The sequence below is a fragment of the Actinomadura sp. 6N118 genome (assembly GCF_044326415.1).
In the GTDB taxonomy this organism is placed as follows: Bacteria; Actinomycetota; Actinomycetes; order Streptosporangiales; family Streptosporangiaceae; genus Spirillospora.
The window spans coordinates 103,329-118,709 of sequence record NZ_JBIRAZ010000027.1 but is presented as its reverse complement, the minus strand read 5'-3'; the positions used below and the strand labels follow the sequence as shown (position 1 = coordinate 118,709).

The window sequence follows — 15,381 nt, the reverse complement described above, 5'->3', positions numbered from 1 at the left end:
GCGCGGGCACAGCCGGGTGCGCGGGCTTGGCCGGGTTTGCGGGCTTAGCTGCCTTCGAAGGTCGGCTGCTGCTTGGACAGGAACGCCTCGGTGGCGGCGTGGTGGTCCTTGGTCTTCTCGCAGAGGTCCTGCAGCTCCGCCTCCTTCTCCAGGGAGGAGGCCAGGTCGCTGGTGGACGCGTGGTGCAGGGCCTGCTTGACGGCGCCGTACGACACGGTCGGGCCTGCGGCGAGGCGGCGCGCGAGCTCGACGGCGGCCGGGGCCAGCTCGTCGGCCGGGACCACCCGGTTGACCAGGCCGAGTTCGAGGGCTTCGGGGGCCTTCACGCGGTCCCCGAGGAGCAGCAGCTCGGCGGCCTTCGTCCAGCCCACGCGGCGCTGCAGGGTCCAGGACATGCCGCTGTCGGGCGCCAGGCCGATCGCGGTGAACGCGGTGGTGAACGAGGCCTTGTCGGAGGAGACCACCAAGTCGCAGGCCAATGCGAGGGACGCGCCCGCACCGGCCGCCACGCCGTTGACGGCGGCCACCACAGGCTTGGGCATCTCCGCGATGGCCTGCACGATCGGGTTGTAGTGGCGGCGCACGGTGTCGTTCAGGCCCTTTCCGGAGGCCAGGTTGTCACCGTGCTCGCGCAGGTCCTGACCGGCACAGAAGGCGCGGCCGGCCCCCGTGAGGATCACCGCGCGCACGGCCGTGTCGGCGGCGGCGCGTTCCAGGGCGGCGAGCAGTGCCGACTTCGTCTCGTCCGTCAGCGAGTTCATCGCGTCCGGCCGGTTGAGTGTGATTGTTGCCACACCCTCGGTGAGGTCGTACAGCACGGTCTCAGACATCGTCGTCCTCCTCGTTGCCCCGCGGGATGGGGTCCTTCAGGCAACTTTCGACGAACCGGGAGGCCGCGGGCAAGAGGCGCGCGGCCTCGGCGTCGAAGAACCGCGCCGCTCGGGTGCCGGGCCAGCCCTCGGGCAGGACGTCGGGCGGCAGCCCCGGATCCCGGAAGAGGAACTTGCGCCACTCGTGGACCAGCCGGCTCCGCATCGCGAAGGCCTGCTCGTCGGAGAACGCCTGGTCACGGGCCAGGAGGGCATGGGCGTCGGTCAGCCACCGTTCGTACGCGCGGGCCAGGCCGTCCAGGTCCCAGGCCCGGGCCACCAGGCCGTGCGCGTCACCCTCGTACGCGGAAAGGAATCGTTCGGCCCGGACGGACTCGGCGTTCAAGAGCGGATCCAGCTCGCTCGACGCGCGCGGGCTGATCCAGGTGGTCTCGGACAGCCGGGCATAGCCGAGGTAGCCGAGCCCCGCCACGAGCCGGTCCCGCCGCGCCCGCTCGCGCACCCGTTCGACCACCAGCAGGTGCCAGCGGCCGTCCCAGGGGCCCAGGTCGCGGTAGATCCGGTGCGCGGCCTCGTCGAGCCGCCGCACCGCGCGCGGGGTCAGCGCGTACCCCGGGCCGGGCGGCAGCCGGACCGGCTCCAGCCACTCCTGGCGGACCATCCGGGACACCGCGGTGCGCACAGCCGGAGCGGCGATCCCCAAAGCCGCCAGCAGCCGGACGAGTGCGGCTATCGGGGCCTGCCCACCTCGCTCCCGAAGGTGGTCGCCATAGAGATCGAACAGCGCCGAACGAGCATTCATAGCTGCAGTCTCTCGATCTGGAGGCTGATCGTTACCACTTCGCGCCCGGAAGACGAGATAATGGACCACTACTGATGACGCGGATGCGACAGGCGGCCACGCGGCCAACGGTGCCCGGAGGCCCCACGCGGCCCTAGGCAGGAAGGGGATGCACGCATGGCGGCGATGAAGCCGCGGACAGGAGACGGTCCGCTCGAAGTGACCAAGGAGGGGCGCGGAATCGTCATGCGGGTCCCGCTGGAAGGCGGCGGACGCCTTGTCGTGGAGCTCTCCGCAGACGAGGCCAAGGAGCTCGGCGACGCTCTCAAGGAAGTCGTGGGCTAGGGCCTCTGCCCCAAGTTGTGGTGAAGGTCCCGGCGGCGACGCCGGGACTCTCGCCGTGTTCACCAGCATCCGACAGCCCGCGAAAGTCAGCGCCAGGCAGGCAGCGCCCATCAGATAGCGCCCGTCAAATAGCGCCGGTCAGACAAACGCCAGTCAGACAGACAACGTCAGTCAGACAGACAAGGGAGCCTCCGGTCATGCCCATCGAGACCAAAGTCAGCAGCGTCGGCGGCACTTTGTCCGGGGCGGCTGAGCGTCTTGGGGCCGAGGTGGTGGCCGTTCCGGTGCGCTCGGGGCCGACGGCGCCGGACGCCGAAATCGCGTCTTTCCTGCCGTTCACCTTGGACGAGCTGCTGACGTTGAACGGCGCTAAGGGCGAGCCTGGCGAGGTCATCTCCGCCCCCGTGCGGGTGGGCGGCCGGGTGCTGGAGCTGCTGCTGTACGGGGTGGGCGAAGCCGCTCCCGCGGACCTGCGCAAGGCGGGGGCCGCGCTCGCACGCCGCGGCAGGGGCCGGGCGACGTTGGCCGCTGGAGTCCCCTCGGGTGATCTCGCGGCCTTCGTCGAGGGCGCCCTGCTCGCCTCGTACACGTTCAAGATCGGTCAGCCGCCGAAGAAGGCGCCGCTGGGCACTCTCGCGATCTTGACCGAGGCGGGCCCGGAGGCCGGCGCGGCGGCCGTCGAACGCGGCACGGTGGTCGCCCGGGCGGCGGCGCTGGCCCGCGACCTGGCCAACACCCCGGCGACCGACAAGGGCCCCTCCTGGCTCGCCGAACGCGCCACGGAGATCGCCGCCGAGGCCGGGCTCGCCGTGCGCCTGCGCGGCGAGAAGGAGCTCGCCGAGGGCGGCTTCGGCGGGCTGATCGCGGTCGGCGCGGGGTCGCCCCGCCCGCCGCGCCTGATCGAGTTGAGCCACCGTCCTGAGGGCGGTACCGAGGGCAGTACTGAAAGTGCGGAACGGCACGTCGTGCTGGTGGGCAAGGGGATCACGTTCGACAGCGGCGGCCTCTCGCTCAAGCCCAACGACAACATGAAGACGATGAAGACCGACATGGCCGGCGGTGGCGTGGTCATCGCGGTCATGGGCGCCCTCCGCGCGCTGGGCGTGCGCGCCAGGGTCACCGGACTGATCGCGGCCGCGGAGAACATGCCCTCCGGCTCCTCGATGCGTCCCGGCGACGTGATCACCCACTTCGGCGGCACGACCTCCGAGGTGCTCAACACCGACGCCGAGGGGCGCCTGGTCCTCGCCGACGCCCTGGCGTACGCCGACGCCGAGCTCGCCCCGGACGTGGTCGTCGACGTGGCCACGCTCACCGGGGCCGCCAAGGTCGCGCTCGGCCTGCGGACAGGGGCGCTCTTCGCGAACGACGACGCGCTCGCCTCCGCGCTGGACGCCGCCGGTGCGGCCGCCGGTGAGCCGCTGTGGCGGCTGCCACTGGTCGAGGACTACCGCGAGGGGATCAAGTCGGACGTGGCCGACGTGGCCAACATCGAGCGGCGCGGCTTCGGCGGCGGTGCGATCATGGCGGCGCTCTTCCTGCGCGAGTTCGTGGGTGACCGCACCTGGGCGCACCTGGACGTCGCGGGCCCCGGCCGCGCCACGGGTGACGACGCCGAGCTCACCAAGGGCGCCACCGGCTTCGGTGCCCGCCTCCTCCTCAACTGGCTGGCCCCCACCACCTCCTGACGGCGCCTGCCGGCCTGGGGGCGCCTGCCGGGCTGGACGCACCTGCCGGGCTGAGCGTGCTGGACGCTTGCGTATGTGGGGTCGCCTCTGAGACATGTCGCCGCGTTCCGCCTGGTTGTTGGCTTGAGACACGACAGGAAACCGTCGGGTCTCTGAGAGGAAGCCAACTCATGTTCAAGGTGCTGCAGACCGGCTCGCTCGTCGCCGCGGTGGTCACGATGGGGCTCATGGCGGGGCTCTTCGCATCGTTCTCCTACGCGGTCATGCCGGGGCTGGCCAAGGTCAACGACCGTACGTTCATCGACTCGATGCAGCGGATGAACGTGGCGATCGTCAACGGCTGGTTCATGATCTGTTTCATGGGCGCGCTGGCGTTCGCCGGACTGGCGGCGGCGTTGCACCTGAAGGGCGACGACCGCCCGGCCCTGCCGTGGATCATCGCCGGGTTCGTGCTCTACCTGATCGTGTTGATCATCACCTTCGCGATCAATGTGCCGCTGAACGACAGGCTCGCGGCCGCGGGCGACCCGGCCGAGATCGGGGACCTGGCCGCCGTCCGCACCGCGTTCGAGGGCCGCTGGGTCACGTGGAACATCGTCCGGGCACTGACCTCCACCGGCGCGCTGGGCTGCCTCGCCTGGGCGCTGGTCCTGCACGGCCGCGTCACCGGCAAGGGCTGAGCCGACCGAAATCAAGAGCCGACCGAAACCAAGAACACAAAGTATCCGCCGCCGACCGATCCGTGACGCCTCCGGCGCCGAATAGTGGTCAACGGGCGGCAGGTACGACTACTTGGGGGTGAATCGGTGACACAGGCTTCCGAAACGATCCACGCCCTTGCCGGTGCCTACGCGCTCGACGCCCTTTCGGAAATCGAGAGGCGGCGGTTCGAAGCGCACCTCGGTGAATGCGACGCATGCGACCGGGAGATGCGCGGCCTGCGTGCGACGGCCGCCCGCCTGGGCACCGCCGCCGCCCGGACCGCGCCGCCCGAGTTGCGAGATCGGGTGCTCACCGCGATCTCCCGGACGCGCCAGGAGCGGCCCCGCGCGGCCCGGTGGCGCGGCGGCCCTGCGCTCCCGCCGCGGCTTCTCGCGGTGGCGGCCGCCGCATGCCTGCTGGTAGCGGTGGCCCTAGGCGTGGTCACCGTCCGCGCCGAGGACCGCCTTGACCGGGCTGAGGCCCGGCAGCGCCAGGTGGAGTCGGTCCTGACGGCATCCGACGCGCGTACGGTCACCGCGGCTGTCCGGACCGGCGGCAGGGGCACGGTCGTGATCTCCCGGCGGGCGGACCGGGCCGTCGTGATCATGACGGGACTGCCGGCGGCGCCGCCGTCGCGGACCTACGAGCTCTGGCTGCTCGGGGCCGGAGCGCCACGCCCCGCCGGGCTGACGGCCACGGGGTCCGGCCCGATCGTCGTGGACGGCATCGGCGCGGCCGCCGGTATCGGGATCACCGTCGAGCCGGAGGGCGGGTCGCCGCAGCCGACGACCGATCCCGTCTTCGCCGCCGCGCTCCCGGCGTGACCCTGCTCACGGTGATGACGCAGCTCACAGGTGATGCTGCTCTCAGGTGATGCTGATCACTGCTTGCGGCGGTCGACGACCGGGATCGTGTGGCGGCGGCGCGCCTCGGCGACGATCTCCTTGAGCGAGGCGGTCCAGCTCGCGTCGACGGCGAAGGACCACCGGACGGCCTCCGCGGTCGCCGGCACGTCCGGCAGGGTCAGCGCGACCAGCTGGGGCCGTTCGGCCGTACGGGCGGTTTCGAGCAGGTCGGCGGACGGCAGGAAGACCAGGTAGTCCTGCTCGCCACGCTTGGCGTTCGCCAGGCCGCGGCGGACGGCGCACATCGCGTGGATCTCCGACCACGGCAGCACCTTGTCGGCACGGCGCGGCAGCGGCCAGCGGGCCGGGCGGCGCACGCCCTCGGCGTCCAGCTCCAGCACCGGGCGGCGGCTGAGCAGCGTCCCGGCGGACGTGGACAGCCCGCCGCCGAACAGCGCCAGCCCCGCCACCCCCAGCACGATGAAGAGCACGCTCCCGGTGCTCATCCCGCGCATCAGGCCGCCCGCGACGAACGCCACCGAGGCGATCACCAGGATCAGGCAGGCCGTGATCTGGACGGCGCCGCGCCAGGTCAGGCGGGCCCGTACCGGGAACGCCGGGAGGGCCTGCTCATCGGTGTTCGCCATGGCGGGCTCGGTCGTCGTGCTCAGTCGTCGCGCTTGACGGCGCACAGCAGGCCGTCGCCGACCGGGAGCAGCAGCGGGACGAGACGTTCGTCCTCGCGGATCATCCGGCCCACCTCGCGGATCGCCAGCGTGTCCGGGTCGCGGCGGTCAGGGTCGGCCACCCGGTGATGCCAGAGCGCGTTGTCGAACGCCACCACGCCGCCGGGCCGCAGGAGCCGCAGCGCCGCGGTCAGATATTCGGGGTATTCCTGCTTGACCGCGTCGCAGAAGACCATGTCGTACGCGCCGTCGGTGAGGCGCGGCAGCACCTCCAGCGCGCGGCCAACGATCATCCGGGTCCGGGATGCGCCGAGACCGGCCTCCGCGTACGCCTGCTTGGCCAGCCGCTGATGCTCGTGCTCGACGTCGACGCTGGTCAGGACGCCGTCCTTGCGCATGCCGCGGAGCAGCCAGATCCCCGAGACACCACAGCCGGAGCCGACCTCGACGACCGTCCGCGCGTCGATCATGGCCGCGAGGAAGCGCAGCGCGGCGCCCCCGGCGGGACCGATCGGCACCGCGCCGACCTCCTCGCCGAGTCGGCGGGCGTTGATAATCGGCTCGTCTTCGGGGAGAAATTCCTCCACGTAGGCCAGGGTGGCCTGAATGGCGTCGATGGCTGCCTCCTCGCGGGACCCCCGCCTGGCTCATGCTGGAAAGACCATATCGCTGACCGGGAACCAACTCGCGTTTCGTCGCGTTCTAACTGACAGCCGGTCTACAACCGCCCCAGCCCAGGCGTGACCGTGTCGTTCCAATGCGACAGCGTGAGGCATAGAGAGGAACAACCCGGGACCATGGGAGTCGCAGCACTTACATTCAAGGGCGCTGTGGGGGTCGGCCCCAGGCAGGGGCTCGGTAACGCAGCAGCCAGGGAGAACGCGCCGGACGCGGAGTGGGCGCCGCCGTCATGGGACGAGGTCGTCCGCGAGCACTCCGGGCGCGTCTACCGGCTCGCCTACCGGCTGACGGGCAACCAGCACGACGCCGAGGATCTCACGCAAGAGGTCTTCGTCCGGGTGTTCCGCTCGCTGTCCAATTACACGCCGGGCACGTTCGAGGGCTGGTTGCACCGCATCACCACGAACCTTTTCCTCGACATGGCGCGCCGTCGCCAGCGCATTCGCTTCGAGGGACTGGGAGACGACGCCGCCGAGCGCTTGCAGGGCCGTGAACCCACGCCCGCACAGGCGTTCGACGACCGCAATTTCGACGCCGACGTCCAGGCCGCGCTCGACGCCCTGGCCCCCGAATACCGGGCGGCCGTGGTGTTGTGCGACATCGAGGGGCTGTCGTACGAGGAGATCTCGGCGACACTGGGCGTCAAACTGGGGACCGTGCGCAGCCGTATCCACCGGGGGAGGGCGCAGCTGCGAGCCGCGCTCGAGCACCGCGCGCCCCAGCGGAGACTGCAGCCGGAGGGCGTCTAGCCGCGCCGGATGCGCGACGATTGCGCCTGACCATCACCATGGTCGGGCGTGACTGATCGGAACGACGAGGGAGCCGCGTGAGTTGTCTGGGGGAGCGTCTGACCGCTCTTGTCGACGGTGAGCTGGGCCATGAGGAGCGCGATCGCGCGCTCGCCCATCTCGCGCGTTGCGAGCGGTGCCGGGCCGAGGCGGACGCGCTGCGCCGCATCAAGGGCCGGTTGCGCGGTCTCGCTGACCTTCCGCTGATCGACGGGGACGAATCTCTCCCGTCCGGCGATCTGATGTCCCGGCTGCGCGCGATGGGGGCGGGCACCGGGATGGGACCGGGCATCGGGCCCGGCGAAGGGATGCCGGGCGAGGGTGCACTGGGTGAGGGGGCACTGCGCGAAGGAGCGCCGGGCGAGGGCATCGTTCCGCCGACCGGACGGCCGTCGCCGGTACGTCCGCCGCTGTTGCGGCATGGCGGGCCGCGCGAGAGATCGCCGCTCGTATCGAGGCCGCGGGACAACCGCCCGGCCGGTCGCGCCGCTGCGAGCCGGGGCGCAGGACGCGTCGCGAGCATGAGCGCCGGGGTCGCGCTGGCCCACCGCGCGCCGCGCCGCCGCTACCTGGCCGTCGGCGCCGCGACGCTCTTCATCGGGCTGGGCACCGCCTCCTATGTCGCCGGTGGCGAGCGCGAAGCGCCCACCGTGACCCCCGCGTTCGACCGGTTCGCGGTTGAACATGCGCTGACGTCCGGGGATGTCCCCCTCACCGATCCGGTGAACGAGGACATTCCCGTCCAGATCTCCCCGGAGCCGTGACCTTCGGCACCGGGCACGGTGGACGGCGAGGTGCCCTGATGGCGGGCGGCCTCGTCGGCTCACTCGCGCTGGCCGCGGCGCTGGCTGGAGACGCCTGCGCCACGCGGCGGTCGCGCAGCGACCCCGAGGCCGTACGGCTGCTGCAGGCGGCGGCCGAGGCGGCCCGGCAGGTCCCGTACGAGGGCATGCAGTTCCTCACCACCTGGGGCGGCGACGGCGCCAAGACCTCCTTCGTCAAGGTGGCGCACACGCCGGGCGAGGGCACTCATTTCACCCCTGAGGCGCCGCCGCGCGGCACGCCACCGCCGGCACCCCGGACGGTCACGCCGCCCGGCACGGCCACGATCACGGCGGTCAGCCGCACCTTCCATCCTGACGCTTCCGCGATCAGAGGTGCGCTCACCGGCTTCACGATGGAGATGCTGGCGCTCCTGACCCGCAACTACTCGGTCGTCCGCACCGCCGATGCCGACGTGTGCGGCCGCCGGGCCCGGGTGATCGAGGCGCGCCGACCGGACGGCACCGCCGCCGGGCGGTTCTGGCTCGACACCGAGACGGGGCTCATGCTGCACCGTGAGCTGATCGACGACGCGGGCCAGGCGGTCGCGGTCACCGGCTTCCGCGAGGTGCAGATCACCTCGCCGGGCAGCGGGGAACGGATCCAGCTTCGCGGCGGCCGCTCCATGGGCGAGAGCACGCCGGAGCTCCCGCCTGCCGGTGCCGCCCTGCCCTGGCAAGACCGGCTCGCGGCCAGCGAGATCAGCGTGCTGCGCGACCGTGGCTGGCGCATGCCGGAGGAGCTGCCCGGCCGGCTCACGCTCCACGACGCACGCCGTTCGGCCCCGAAGCCCGACGAGTCCACCGTTCATCTCAGCTATTCCGACGGCTTGGCGGCCGTGTCGGTCTTCGTCCAACGCGGCGGCCTGGACGAGCGCCGCTTCGCCGGATGGCAGCGGACCCAGAGCAACGGGCGCACGGTCTTCCGGCGCGACTCGCTGCAGCGGTGGGCGGTCTGGTCCGGGGACGGTTACGTCTACACGGTCCTCACCGATGCGCCGGCCGGCACCGCCGACTCGGTGATCAAGGCCTTCCCGGACGGCGGGCCGCGTTTCTGGGGGCGGCTGGGCCGAGGCATGCGCAGACTGGGTTCGTGGGCCAATCCCTTCGGGTGAGGTCTTATGCTCACCACATGCGCCGCTGGGCACGATGAACGCGGATGATGAGAACCACTCCGTAGGAGAGATGGGGATGACGGAAGATAGCCGCGAGCCGGTCAAGGCGTCGCCGGGGGACGACCGGGTGGTCGCCGGCTACGGGGCCGAGCGGGCGGAGTCCGCTGGCCCGCAGGACCAGGTGGACGACCTCCAGCAGGCGGCGGCCGGTCCCCAGGCCGACGACACGGCCGAGCCGGACACGGAGCCCAGCTGGACGGACGAGCCGGACACGGAGCCCGGCTGGACGGCCGAGCACGGCGCCGCCGGGTCCGCGGGTGGTGCGCCCGTGGGCGGTGGCTTCGCCCCGCCGGACGCGTTCGCCGAGGACACGTTCGCCAAGGACGCGTTCGCCAAGAACGACATGCCGCGGGACACACGGCCGACCGCAGTTGAGACGCCCCTCCCCGAAGGCCTCGAAGGCCTCGATTCGGCCCGGCACCGTCCCGGTTTCGTACCGCACAACCAGGATCCGCGTGCCGCCGCTGAGAACATGCAGGGCACTCCATACGGCTGGCCGCCGCACTCCAGCCACCAGCCTCCGCCGCCCGGTGCGGGCGGTCCTGTGCCGCCGCACCCGGGAGCCCGGCCGATGGGCCCGCCGCTTCCGGGCGGTCCGCGGCCGATGGGCGGCCCCGGCGGGTTCGGTGCGCCTCCGGGAGGTCCCAACTGGGCCCCCGTACCGCCGCCGCCCATGCCCGTCCGTGGTGGCCCCAGCATCGGCGTGCTGGCCATCATCGGCCTCATCATCGCTCTGGTCGCCGGCGGCGTCGGCGCGGGGGTCGCGGTCATGGCGAGCGATGGCAACGACAGCGGCAGCGTCAGCCTCGGCGGCGGCAGCGGCTCGGGCGCCGGCCCCGCCGTCAAGAACCGCCCACCGGACTCGATCGCCGGGATCGCCCAGAAGGTGCTGCCCAGCGTCGTCATGATCCGGGTGGAGACGCCCGGCGGCGAGGGCGGCGCGGGCACCGGCTTCATCGTCAACGGCGGCTACATCGTCACCAACAACCACGTGGTCTCCGCGGGCGGCGGGGGCGGCAACATCAAGGTCGTCTTCAACGACAAGAAGCAGCTGCCCGCCACGATCAAGGGCCGGGACGAGCGATCGGACATCGCGGTGCTCAAGCCCTCGGGTGCGCACTCGTTGCCCGCGCTCACCATCGGCAACTCCGACGATCTCGCGGTCGGCGACCCGGTGGTCGCGATCGGCTCGCCGCTGGGCCTGCAGAGCTCGGTGACCAGCGGGATCGTCAGCTCGATCAACCGCGCGGTGCCCACCCGGGGCGGCGGCGACGGCTCGGTCCTCAACGCCATCCAGACCGACGCGGCGATCAACCCCGGCAACTCCGGCGGCCCGCTGGTCGACCTCAAGGGCCGGGTCATCGGGATCAACACCGCCATCGCCACCCTCAACGGCGGGCAGGAGAGCGGCAGCATCGGCCTGGGCTTCGCCATCCCGATCAACCACGGCAAGCGCGTCGCCGAAGAGATCATCGCGACCGGCACCGCCAAGCGCACCCAGCTGGGCATCGGCATGGACCAGAAGTTCCCGGGCCCCGGCGTGAAGATCAGCGAAACCGAGGCGAACGGGACCCCGCCGATCGTCAAGGGCGGCCCGGCCGAGCGCGCCGGCCTCAAGCCCGGCGACGTGATCACAAAGATCAACGACCAGCCGATCGAGGACCCGTCCGACCTCGCCGCGCAGATCCGCAGCAAGGCGCCCGGCGACAAGATCAAGGTCACGTACACGCGTGGCGGCAAGGAGACCACGGTCGAGGTCACCCTCGCCGCGGCCTGACGTTCAGATCCGGTTCATCCGAGCTGGAGATACGCTGTGGGGATCCGGGGTTGTACGGCCCGGATCCCCTGGCGCTTGTGGAGGACGGGTTGTTCGACGTCGGACTGGGCGAGATGGCCGTGCTCGTCGTGCTCGCCCTTGTCATCTTCGGTGACAAGCTGCCCCAGGTCGCCGGTCAGGCGGGCCGGGCACTGCGGCAGCTGCGGCAGATGGCCAACAGCGCCAAAGCCGATCTCCAAGACGGCCTCGGCCCGGAGTTCAAGGACTTCGACATCGCCGACCTCAACCCCAAGACTTTCGTCCGCAAACACCTGCTCGAAGACCCCGACGACGAGCCGGGCCACACCAACGGCCAGGTCTTCGACGACGAGCCCTACGCGACGATGGCCGGCGGCCTCGAATACGGCGAACGCCCACCCTTCGACTCCGAAGCCACCTGATCTGGCGTTCGGACAGAGAAGAGTCTGGACAAAAGCTGGATGTAGAAGAAGGGCCCGTCCCCTTGGAGTGGGCCCTTCTCTACGTGGGGTGGGTCACATTTTGTTCTTGGGGGTGATGCCCAGGGACATGCCGGACAGGCCGCGGGAGCGGCCGCCGATCTTGTCGGAGATGGTGCGGAGCTCCTTGCCGGCGCCGGAGTCGGGGTCGGCCAGCACCAGCGGCTGCCCGTTGTCGCTGCCCTCGCGCAGTCGGGGGTCGATCGGGATCTGGCCCAGGAGGGGGACGCGGGTGCCCAGGGTCTGGGTGAGCGCGTCGGCGACGGTCTGGCCGCCGCCCGAGCCGAAGATCTCCTGGCGCTCACCGCAGTGGGGGCAGCTGAGGTAGGACATGTTCTCGATCACGCCGACGACCTGCTGGTGCGTCTGGGCGGCGATCGCGCCGGCGCGTTCGGCCACCTCGGCGGCGGCCTGCTGCGGGGTGGTGACCACCAGGATCTCCGCCGACGGGAGCAGCTGCGCGACCGAGATCGCGATGTCGCCGGTGCCGGGCGGGAGGTCCATGAGCAGGATGTCGAGGTCGCCCCAGTAGACGTCGGCGAGGAACTGCTGCAGTGCGCGGTGCAACATCGGGCCGCGCCACACGACGGGCTGGTTGCCGGCGGTGAACATGCCGACCGAGATCACCTTCACGTCATGCGCCGACGGCGGCATGATCATGTCTTCGACCTTGGTCGGCGGGTGCTTCACGCCCAGCATCCGCGGCACCGAGTGGCCGTAGATGTCGGCGTCGACCACGCCCACCTTGCGGCCCTGGGCGGCCAGCGCGGCGGCCAGGTTGACGGTGACGGAGGACTTGCCGACGCCGCCCTTGCCGCTCGCGACGGCGTAGACCTTGGTGAGGCTGCCGGGCTTGGCGAACGGGATCTCCTTGCCGGCGTCGCCGGGACGGAGCTTGTCACGCAGCGCCTTGCGCTGCTCCTCGCTCATCACGTCCAGCTCCACCTGCACCGAGGTGACGCCGTCCAGCTTGGCGACGGCCTCGGTGACGGTGCGGGTCAGGGTGTCCTTCATCGGACAGCCGGCCACGGTCAGGAAGATTCCGACGTGCACCGAGCCGTCCGGCGCGATGTCGACGCTCTTGACCATGTCGAGCTCGGTGATGGGCTTACGGATCTCAGGATCGTTCACCGTGGCGAGCGCCGCGGTCACCTGCTCGGTCGTCAACTGGGAGGCCATGCCACCCATGGTATGAAGTCCGCGCGGGTGTTCGTTAATCCGGGGCCGGAAACCCCCCGGGGGTGATCTTCAACCGGTTCGGCAGAACGGGATGACCGGGGACGACACGGCCCCCCGGCGGCATCGCGCGGGCACGCGAGGAAGCCGTACGATCGGGGCGTGACAATGCCGTCCAGCACCATTTCGGCCGCCGAGCTGACCGTATGGCGCACCCTGCTCCGTGCCCAGGTCCAGATCTCCCGCCGCATCCAGGCCGATCTGCTGGCCGACCACGATCTCGCGCTCGCCTCGTACGACGTGCTGATGCATCTGGGTGAGGCACCGGAGGGCCGGCTGCGGATGAACGACCTCGCCGACCGGGTGCTGCTCTCCCGCAGCGGTCTCACCCGGCTCGTCGACCGGCTCCAGCGGGAAGGTCTGGTCTGCCGCGAGTCATGCGACAGTGACGCGCGCGGGCTGTTCGCCGTGCTGACCCAGGCCGGTCGCGCCCGGCTGGCCGCGGCCACCCCGACCTACCAACGAGGTGTACGCGAGTACGTGCTGAGCAGGCTCGACCAGGAAGATCTGCGCCAGTTCGGCCACATCCTGGACAAGCTCGCCGACGACCCGGTCGTGGCGGCTCCTTTTCTCGCGCGGCCGTTTCCGTAGAGGCTGTGCCTCTACAGGCTGTGCCTCTACAGGCTGTGCCTCTACAGACTGTGGCTGGAGTCTCTGCGGTCGCCGTCCAGCTCCTTGAGCATCCCCTGCAGTTCCGAACGCAGGAAGTCGCGCGTGGCCACCTCGTTCAGCGCGAGCCTGAGCGCGGCGACCTCACGGGTGAGGTACTCGGTGTCGGAGATGGTCCGGTCGCCGCGCGCCCGGTCCTGCTCGTACTGCACGCGGTCGCGGTCGTCCTGCCGGTTCTGGGCGAGCAGGATCAACGGCGCCGCGTACGACGCCTGGAGCGACAACATCAGCGTCAGGAAGATGAACGGGTACGGGTCGAACTTGAGCGACGCCGGGGCCAGCAGGTTCCACAGGATCCAGACCGCGACGAAGACGGTCATGTAGACCAGGAACCGCGCCGTGCCCAGGAACCGCGCGATGCGTTCCGACAGCCGGCCGAACGACTCCGGGTCGTAGTGCGGCCGCGGCAGCACGGTCCGGCGGATCTCACGCGGCTGCTCAAGACGGGACGGGCTCATGAGGTGCCCTCCGTACCGTTCGGGATCTCGATCTCATCGGGGATGACCGGGAACCCGCCGCTGCGGACCGCCTCCTCCTCGGGGTCGGACGTCTCCTCGGCCGTGGCGTCCATCACGGTCTCCCGCCAGTCCTCGGGCAGCAGGTGGTCGAGCACGTCGTCGATCGTGACGGCGCCGAGGAGGTGCCCGTTCTCGTCCACCACGGCCCCCGCCACCAGGTTGTAGGTGGCGAGGAACGTCGCCACGGCCTCCAGCGACATCGTCGGGCGCAGCGGGTCGAGCTCGCTGTCCACGCTGCCGCTGACCAGGTTCGACGGCGGCTCGCGCAGCAGCCGCTGGAAGTGCACGGTGCCCAGGTAGCGGCCGGTCGGGGTCTCGGTGGGCGGGCGGCACACGTACACCTGCGCGGCCAGCGCGGGGTTGAGGTCGGGGTTGCGGATCTGGGCCAGCGCGTCGGCCACGCTCGCGTCCGGCGACACGATCACCGGGTCGGTGGTCATCAGGCCGCCCGCCGTGTCGTCCTTGTACGTCAGCAGCCGGCGGACCGGCGCGGCCTCCTGCGGCTCCATCCGGGTCAGCAGCTGCTCGCGCTGCTCGGTGGGCAGCTCGCCGAGCAGGTCGGCGGCGTCGTCCGGGCCCATGGCCTCCAGGACGTCGGCGGCGCGGTCGACCTCCAGCTTGCCGAGGATCTCGACCTGGTCGTCGTCGGGCAGTTCCTCCAGCACGTCGGCCAGCCGCTCGTCGTCGAGCGCCAGCGCGATCTCGGCGCGGCGCTTCTCGGGCAGGTCGTGGACGAAATTGGCCAGGTCGGCGGGCTTCATCTTCTCGAACGCGGCGATCACGCCGGCGGCGCCCTGGCCGTGCTCGACAGCGGAGAAACCGGTCACCGCGTCCCAGTCGACGATGAAGACCTCGCCATGCCTGCGGCGCAGCCCGCGGCCGCCGCCGCGGCGCACGGCGACCTTGTTGACCAGCCAGTCCCTCGTACGGGTCGGCTCCATGGCCACATCCACCACGGACACGGCTTCGGCTGTCTCGGTGAGTTTCACCGTCCGGTCCAGCATCTCGGCGATGACGAGCGTCTCGGACTCGCGCTGCTGGAAACGGCGCACGTTCAGCCGCCCGTTGAACACGATCGCATCCGACTCGATGACCGTCACACGCGTGATCGGCAGGAACACCGGCCGCCGCGGTTGTACCTCCACCACCAGGCCGAGCACGCGCGGCGGCCTGGCGCCGAGGCGGAGCGCGACCACCACGTCGCGGACACGGCCGACCTGGTCGCCCGCTGGGTCGAACACGGCGATTCCGGCGAGTCGGGCGATGAACACCCGGGTCGGGGATCCGCTCATGGGAGGCACACTACCCACGATCATGAGGTTGACCCGGACCGGGACAGCGA

General features: G+C 71.2%; 17 protein-coding genes. 10 read left to right on the top strand and 7 right to left on the bottom strand.

The window, feature by feature from the left end:
- Window positions 1–44: 44 nt before the first annotated feature.
- Both ACH34W_RS46645 and ACH34W_RS46640 read right to left on the bottom strand, forming a co-directional pair.
- Window positions 45–830: an enoyl-CoA hydratase-related protein gene (locus tag ACH34W_RS46645; protein ID WP_395967685.1), complete on the bottom strand. Its 786-nt coding sequence runs from the start codon at window positions 828–830 to the stop codon at window positions 45–47.
- Entirely contained in the window at window positions 823–1,632 is an 810-nt protein-coding gene (locus ACH34W_RS46640) for a PaaX family transcriptional regulator C-terminal domain-containing protein (protein WP_395967684.1), read from the bottom strand. Before ACH34W_RS46640 ends, ACH34W_RS46645 begins: the two co-directional genes overlap by 8 nt.
- Before the next feature lie 156 nt (window positions 1,633–1,788).
- Between ACH34W_RS46640 and ACH34W_RS46635 the strand changes: the two genes are divergently transcribed.
- The 4 genes from ACH34W_RS46635 to ACH34W_RS46620 all read left to right on the top strand — a co-directional run bounded on the left by ACH34W_RS46635 (window position 1,789) and on the right by ACH34W_RS46620 (window position 5,170).
- Window positions 1,789–1,956: a DUF3117 domain-containing protein gene (locus ACH34W_RS46635; protein ID WP_151568744.1), complete on the top strand. Its 168-nt coding sequence runs from the start codon at window positions 1,789–1,791 to the stop codon at window positions 1,954–1,956.
- Window positions 1,957–2,153: 197 nt separating this feature from the next.
- The gene (locus tag ACH34W_RS46630; protein ID WP_395967683.1) at window positions 2,154–3,644 is read left to right on the top strand and encodes a leucyl aminopeptidase family protein; all 1,491 of its coding nucleotides are present in this window, start codon (window positions 2,154–2,156) and stop codon (window positions 3,642–3,644) included.
- 170 nt (window positions 3,645–3,814) lie between these two features.
- Entirely contained in the window at window positions 3,815–4,324 is a 510-nt protein-coding gene (locus tag ACH34W_RS46625; RefSeq protein WP_395967682.1) for a DUF1772 domain-containing protein, read from the top strand.
- Window positions 4,325–4,450: 126 nt separating this feature from the next.
- Entirely contained in the window at window positions 4,451–5,170 is a 720-nt protein-coding gene (locus tag ACH34W_RS46620) for an anti-sigma factor domain-containing protein (RefSeq protein WP_395967681.1), read from the top strand.
- A gap of 56 nt (window positions 5,171–5,226) precedes the next feature.
- On the opposite strand, the gene ACH34W_RS46615 is transcribed toward ACH34W_RS46620, so the two are convergent.
- Window positions 5,227–5,838: a hypothetical protein gene (locus ACH34W_RS46615; protein WP_395967680.1), complete on the bottom strand. Its 612-nt coding sequence runs from the start codon at window positions 5,836–5,838 to the stop codon at window positions 5,227–5,229.
- A 20-nt stretch (window positions 5,839–5,858) separates the two neighbouring features.
- Window positions 5,859–6,464: an O-methyltransferase gene (locus tag ACH34W_RS46610; RefSeq protein WP_395967679.1), complete on the bottom strand. Its 606-nt coding sequence runs from the start codon at window positions 6,462–6,464 to the stop codon at window positions 5,859–5,861.
- 210 nt (window positions 6,465–6,674) lie between these two features.
- On the opposite strand from ACH34W_RS46610, the gene sigE reads away from it, so the two are divergent.
- The 5 genes from sigE (at window position 6,675) to ACH34W_RS46585 (ending at window position 11,559) form a co-directional block, all read left to right on the top strand.
- Entirely contained in the window at window positions 6,675–7,307 is a 633-nt protein-coding gene (gene sigE, locus ACH34W_RS46605; RefSeq protein WP_395967678.1) for an RNA polymerase sigma factor SigE, read from the top strand.
- 77 nt (window positions 7,308–7,384) lie between these two features.
- A complete protein-coding gene (locus tag ACH34W_RS46600; protein ID WP_395967677.1) occupies window positions 7,385–8,110 on the top strand; it encodes an anti-sigma factor family protein in 726 nt (241 codons plus the stop codon).
- Between the two features lie 38 nt (window positions 8,111–8,148).
- A complete protein-coding gene (locus ACH34W_RS46595) occupies window positions 8,149–9,282 on the top strand; it encodes a MucB/RseB C-terminal domain-containing protein (protein WP_395967676.1) in 1,134 nt (377 codons plus the stop codon).
- A gap of 76 nt (window positions 9,283–9,358) precedes the next feature.
- Window positions 9,359–11,119: a S1C family serine protease gene (locus ACH34W_RS46590; RefSeq protein ID WP_395967675.1), complete on the top strand. Its 1,761-nt coding sequence runs from the start codon at window positions 9,359–9,361 to the stop codon at window positions 11,117–11,119.
- 89 nt (window positions 11,120–11,208) lie between these two features.
- Window positions 11,209–11,559, top strand: coding sequence for a sec-independent translocase (locus ACH34W_RS46585; RefSeq protein ID WP_395967724.1), 351 nt, complete (start codon window positions 11,209–11,211; stop codon window positions 11,557–11,559).
- Between the two features lie 93 nt (window positions 11,560–11,652).
- Here the strand turns inward: ACH34W_RS46585 and ACH34W_RS46580 are convergent, their stop codons facing one another.
- Window positions 11,653–12,795, bottom strand: a complete 1,143-nt coding sequence (locus tag ACH34W_RS46580) for an Mrp/NBP35 family ATP-binding protein (protein WP_395967674.1) — start codon at window positions 12,793–12,795, stop codon at window positions 11,653–11,655.
- A 165-nt stretch (window positions 12,796–12,960) separates the two neighbouring features.
- Here ACH34W_RS46580 and ACH34W_RS46575 point away from each other — a divergent pair, with 165 nt between their 5' ends.
- A complete protein-coding gene (locus tag ACH34W_RS46575) occupies window positions 12,961–13,443 on the top strand; it encodes a MarR family winged helix-turn-helix transcriptional regulator (RefSeq protein WP_395967723.1) in 483 nt (160 codons plus the stop codon).
- 41 nt (window positions 13,444–13,484) lie between these two features.
- Here the strand turns inward: ACH34W_RS46575 and ACH34W_RS46570 are convergent, their stop codons facing one another.
- Both ACH34W_RS46570 and ACH34W_RS46565 read right to left on the bottom strand, forming a co-directional pair.
- The gene (locus tag ACH34W_RS46570; RefSeq protein WP_395967673.1) at window positions 13,485–13,979 is read right to left on the bottom strand and encodes a DUF1003 domain-containing protein; all 495 of its coding nucleotides are present in this window, start codon (window positions 13,977–13,979) and stop codon (window positions 13,485–13,487) included.
- Window positions 13,976–15,331 carry a magnesium transporter MgtE N-terminal domain-containing protein gene (locus tag ACH34W_RS46565; protein ID WP_395967672.1) on the bottom strand — a complete coding sequence of 452 codons (1,356 nt, stop codon included), beginning with the start codon at window positions 15,329–15,331 and terminating at the stop codon, window positions 13,976–13,978. Before ACH34W_RS46565 ends, ACH34W_RS46570 begins: the two co-directional genes overlap by 4 nt.
- Between the last annotated feature and the right edge of the window lie 50 nt (window positions 15,332–15,381).

Excerpts from the sequence above, each read along its gene's own strand:
- ACH34W_RS46645 (WP_395967685.1), bottom strand. The coding sequence starts at position 830 with ATGTCTGAGACCGTGCTGTACGACCTCACCGAGGGTGTGGCAACAATC.
- ACH34W_RS46640 (WP_395967684.1), bottom strand. The coding sequence starts at position 1,632 with ATGAATGCTCGTTCGGCGCTGTTCGATCTCTATGGCGACCACCTTCGG.
- ACH34W_RS46635 (WP_151568744.1), top strand. The coding sequence starts at position 1,789 with ATGGCGGCGATGAAGCCGCGGACAGGAGACGGTCCGCTCGAAGTGACC.
- ACH34W_RS46630 (WP_395967683.1), top strand. The coding sequence starts at position 2,154 with ATGCCCATCGAGACCAAAGTCAGCAGCGTCGGCGGCACTTTGTCCGGG.
- ACH34W_RS46625 (WP_395967682.1), top strand. The coding sequence starts at position 3,815 with ATGTTCAAGGTGCTGCAGACCGGCTCGCTCGTCGCCGCGGTGGTCACG.
- ACH34W_RS46615 (WP_395967680.1), bottom strand. The coding sequence starts at position 5,838 with ATGGCGAACACCGATGAGCAGGCCCTCCCGGCGTTCCCGGTACGGGCC.
- sigE (WP_395967678.1), top strand. The coding sequence starts at position 6,675 with ATGGGAGTCGCAGCACTTACATTCAAGGGCGCTGTGGGGGTCGGCCCC.
- ACH34W_RS46595 (WP_395967676.1), top strand. The coding sequence starts at position 8,149 with ATGGCGGGCGGCCTCGTCGGCTCACTCGCGCTGGCCGCGGCGCTGGCT.
- ACH34W_RS46590 (WP_395967675.1), top strand. The coding sequence starts at position 9,359 with ATGACGGAAGATAGCCGCGAGCCGGTCAAGGCGTCGCCGGGGGACGAC.
- ACH34W_RS46580 (WP_395967674.1), bottom strand. The coding sequence starts at position 12,795 with ATGGCCTCCCAGTTGACGACCGAGCAGGTGACCGCGGCGCTCGCCACG.
- ACH34W_RS46575 (WP_395967723.1), top strand. The coding sequence starts at position 12,961 with ATGCCGTCCAGCACCATTTCGGCCGCCGAGCTGACCGTATGGCGCACC.
- ACH34W_RS46570 (WP_395967673.1), bottom strand. The coding sequence starts at position 13,979 with ATGAGCCCGTCCCGTCTTGAGCAGCCGCGTGAGATCCGCCGGACCGTG.
- ACH34W_RS46565 (WP_395967672.1), bottom strand. The coding sequence starts at position 15,331 with ATGAGCGGATCCCCGACCCGGGTGTTCATCGCCCGACTCGCCGGAATC.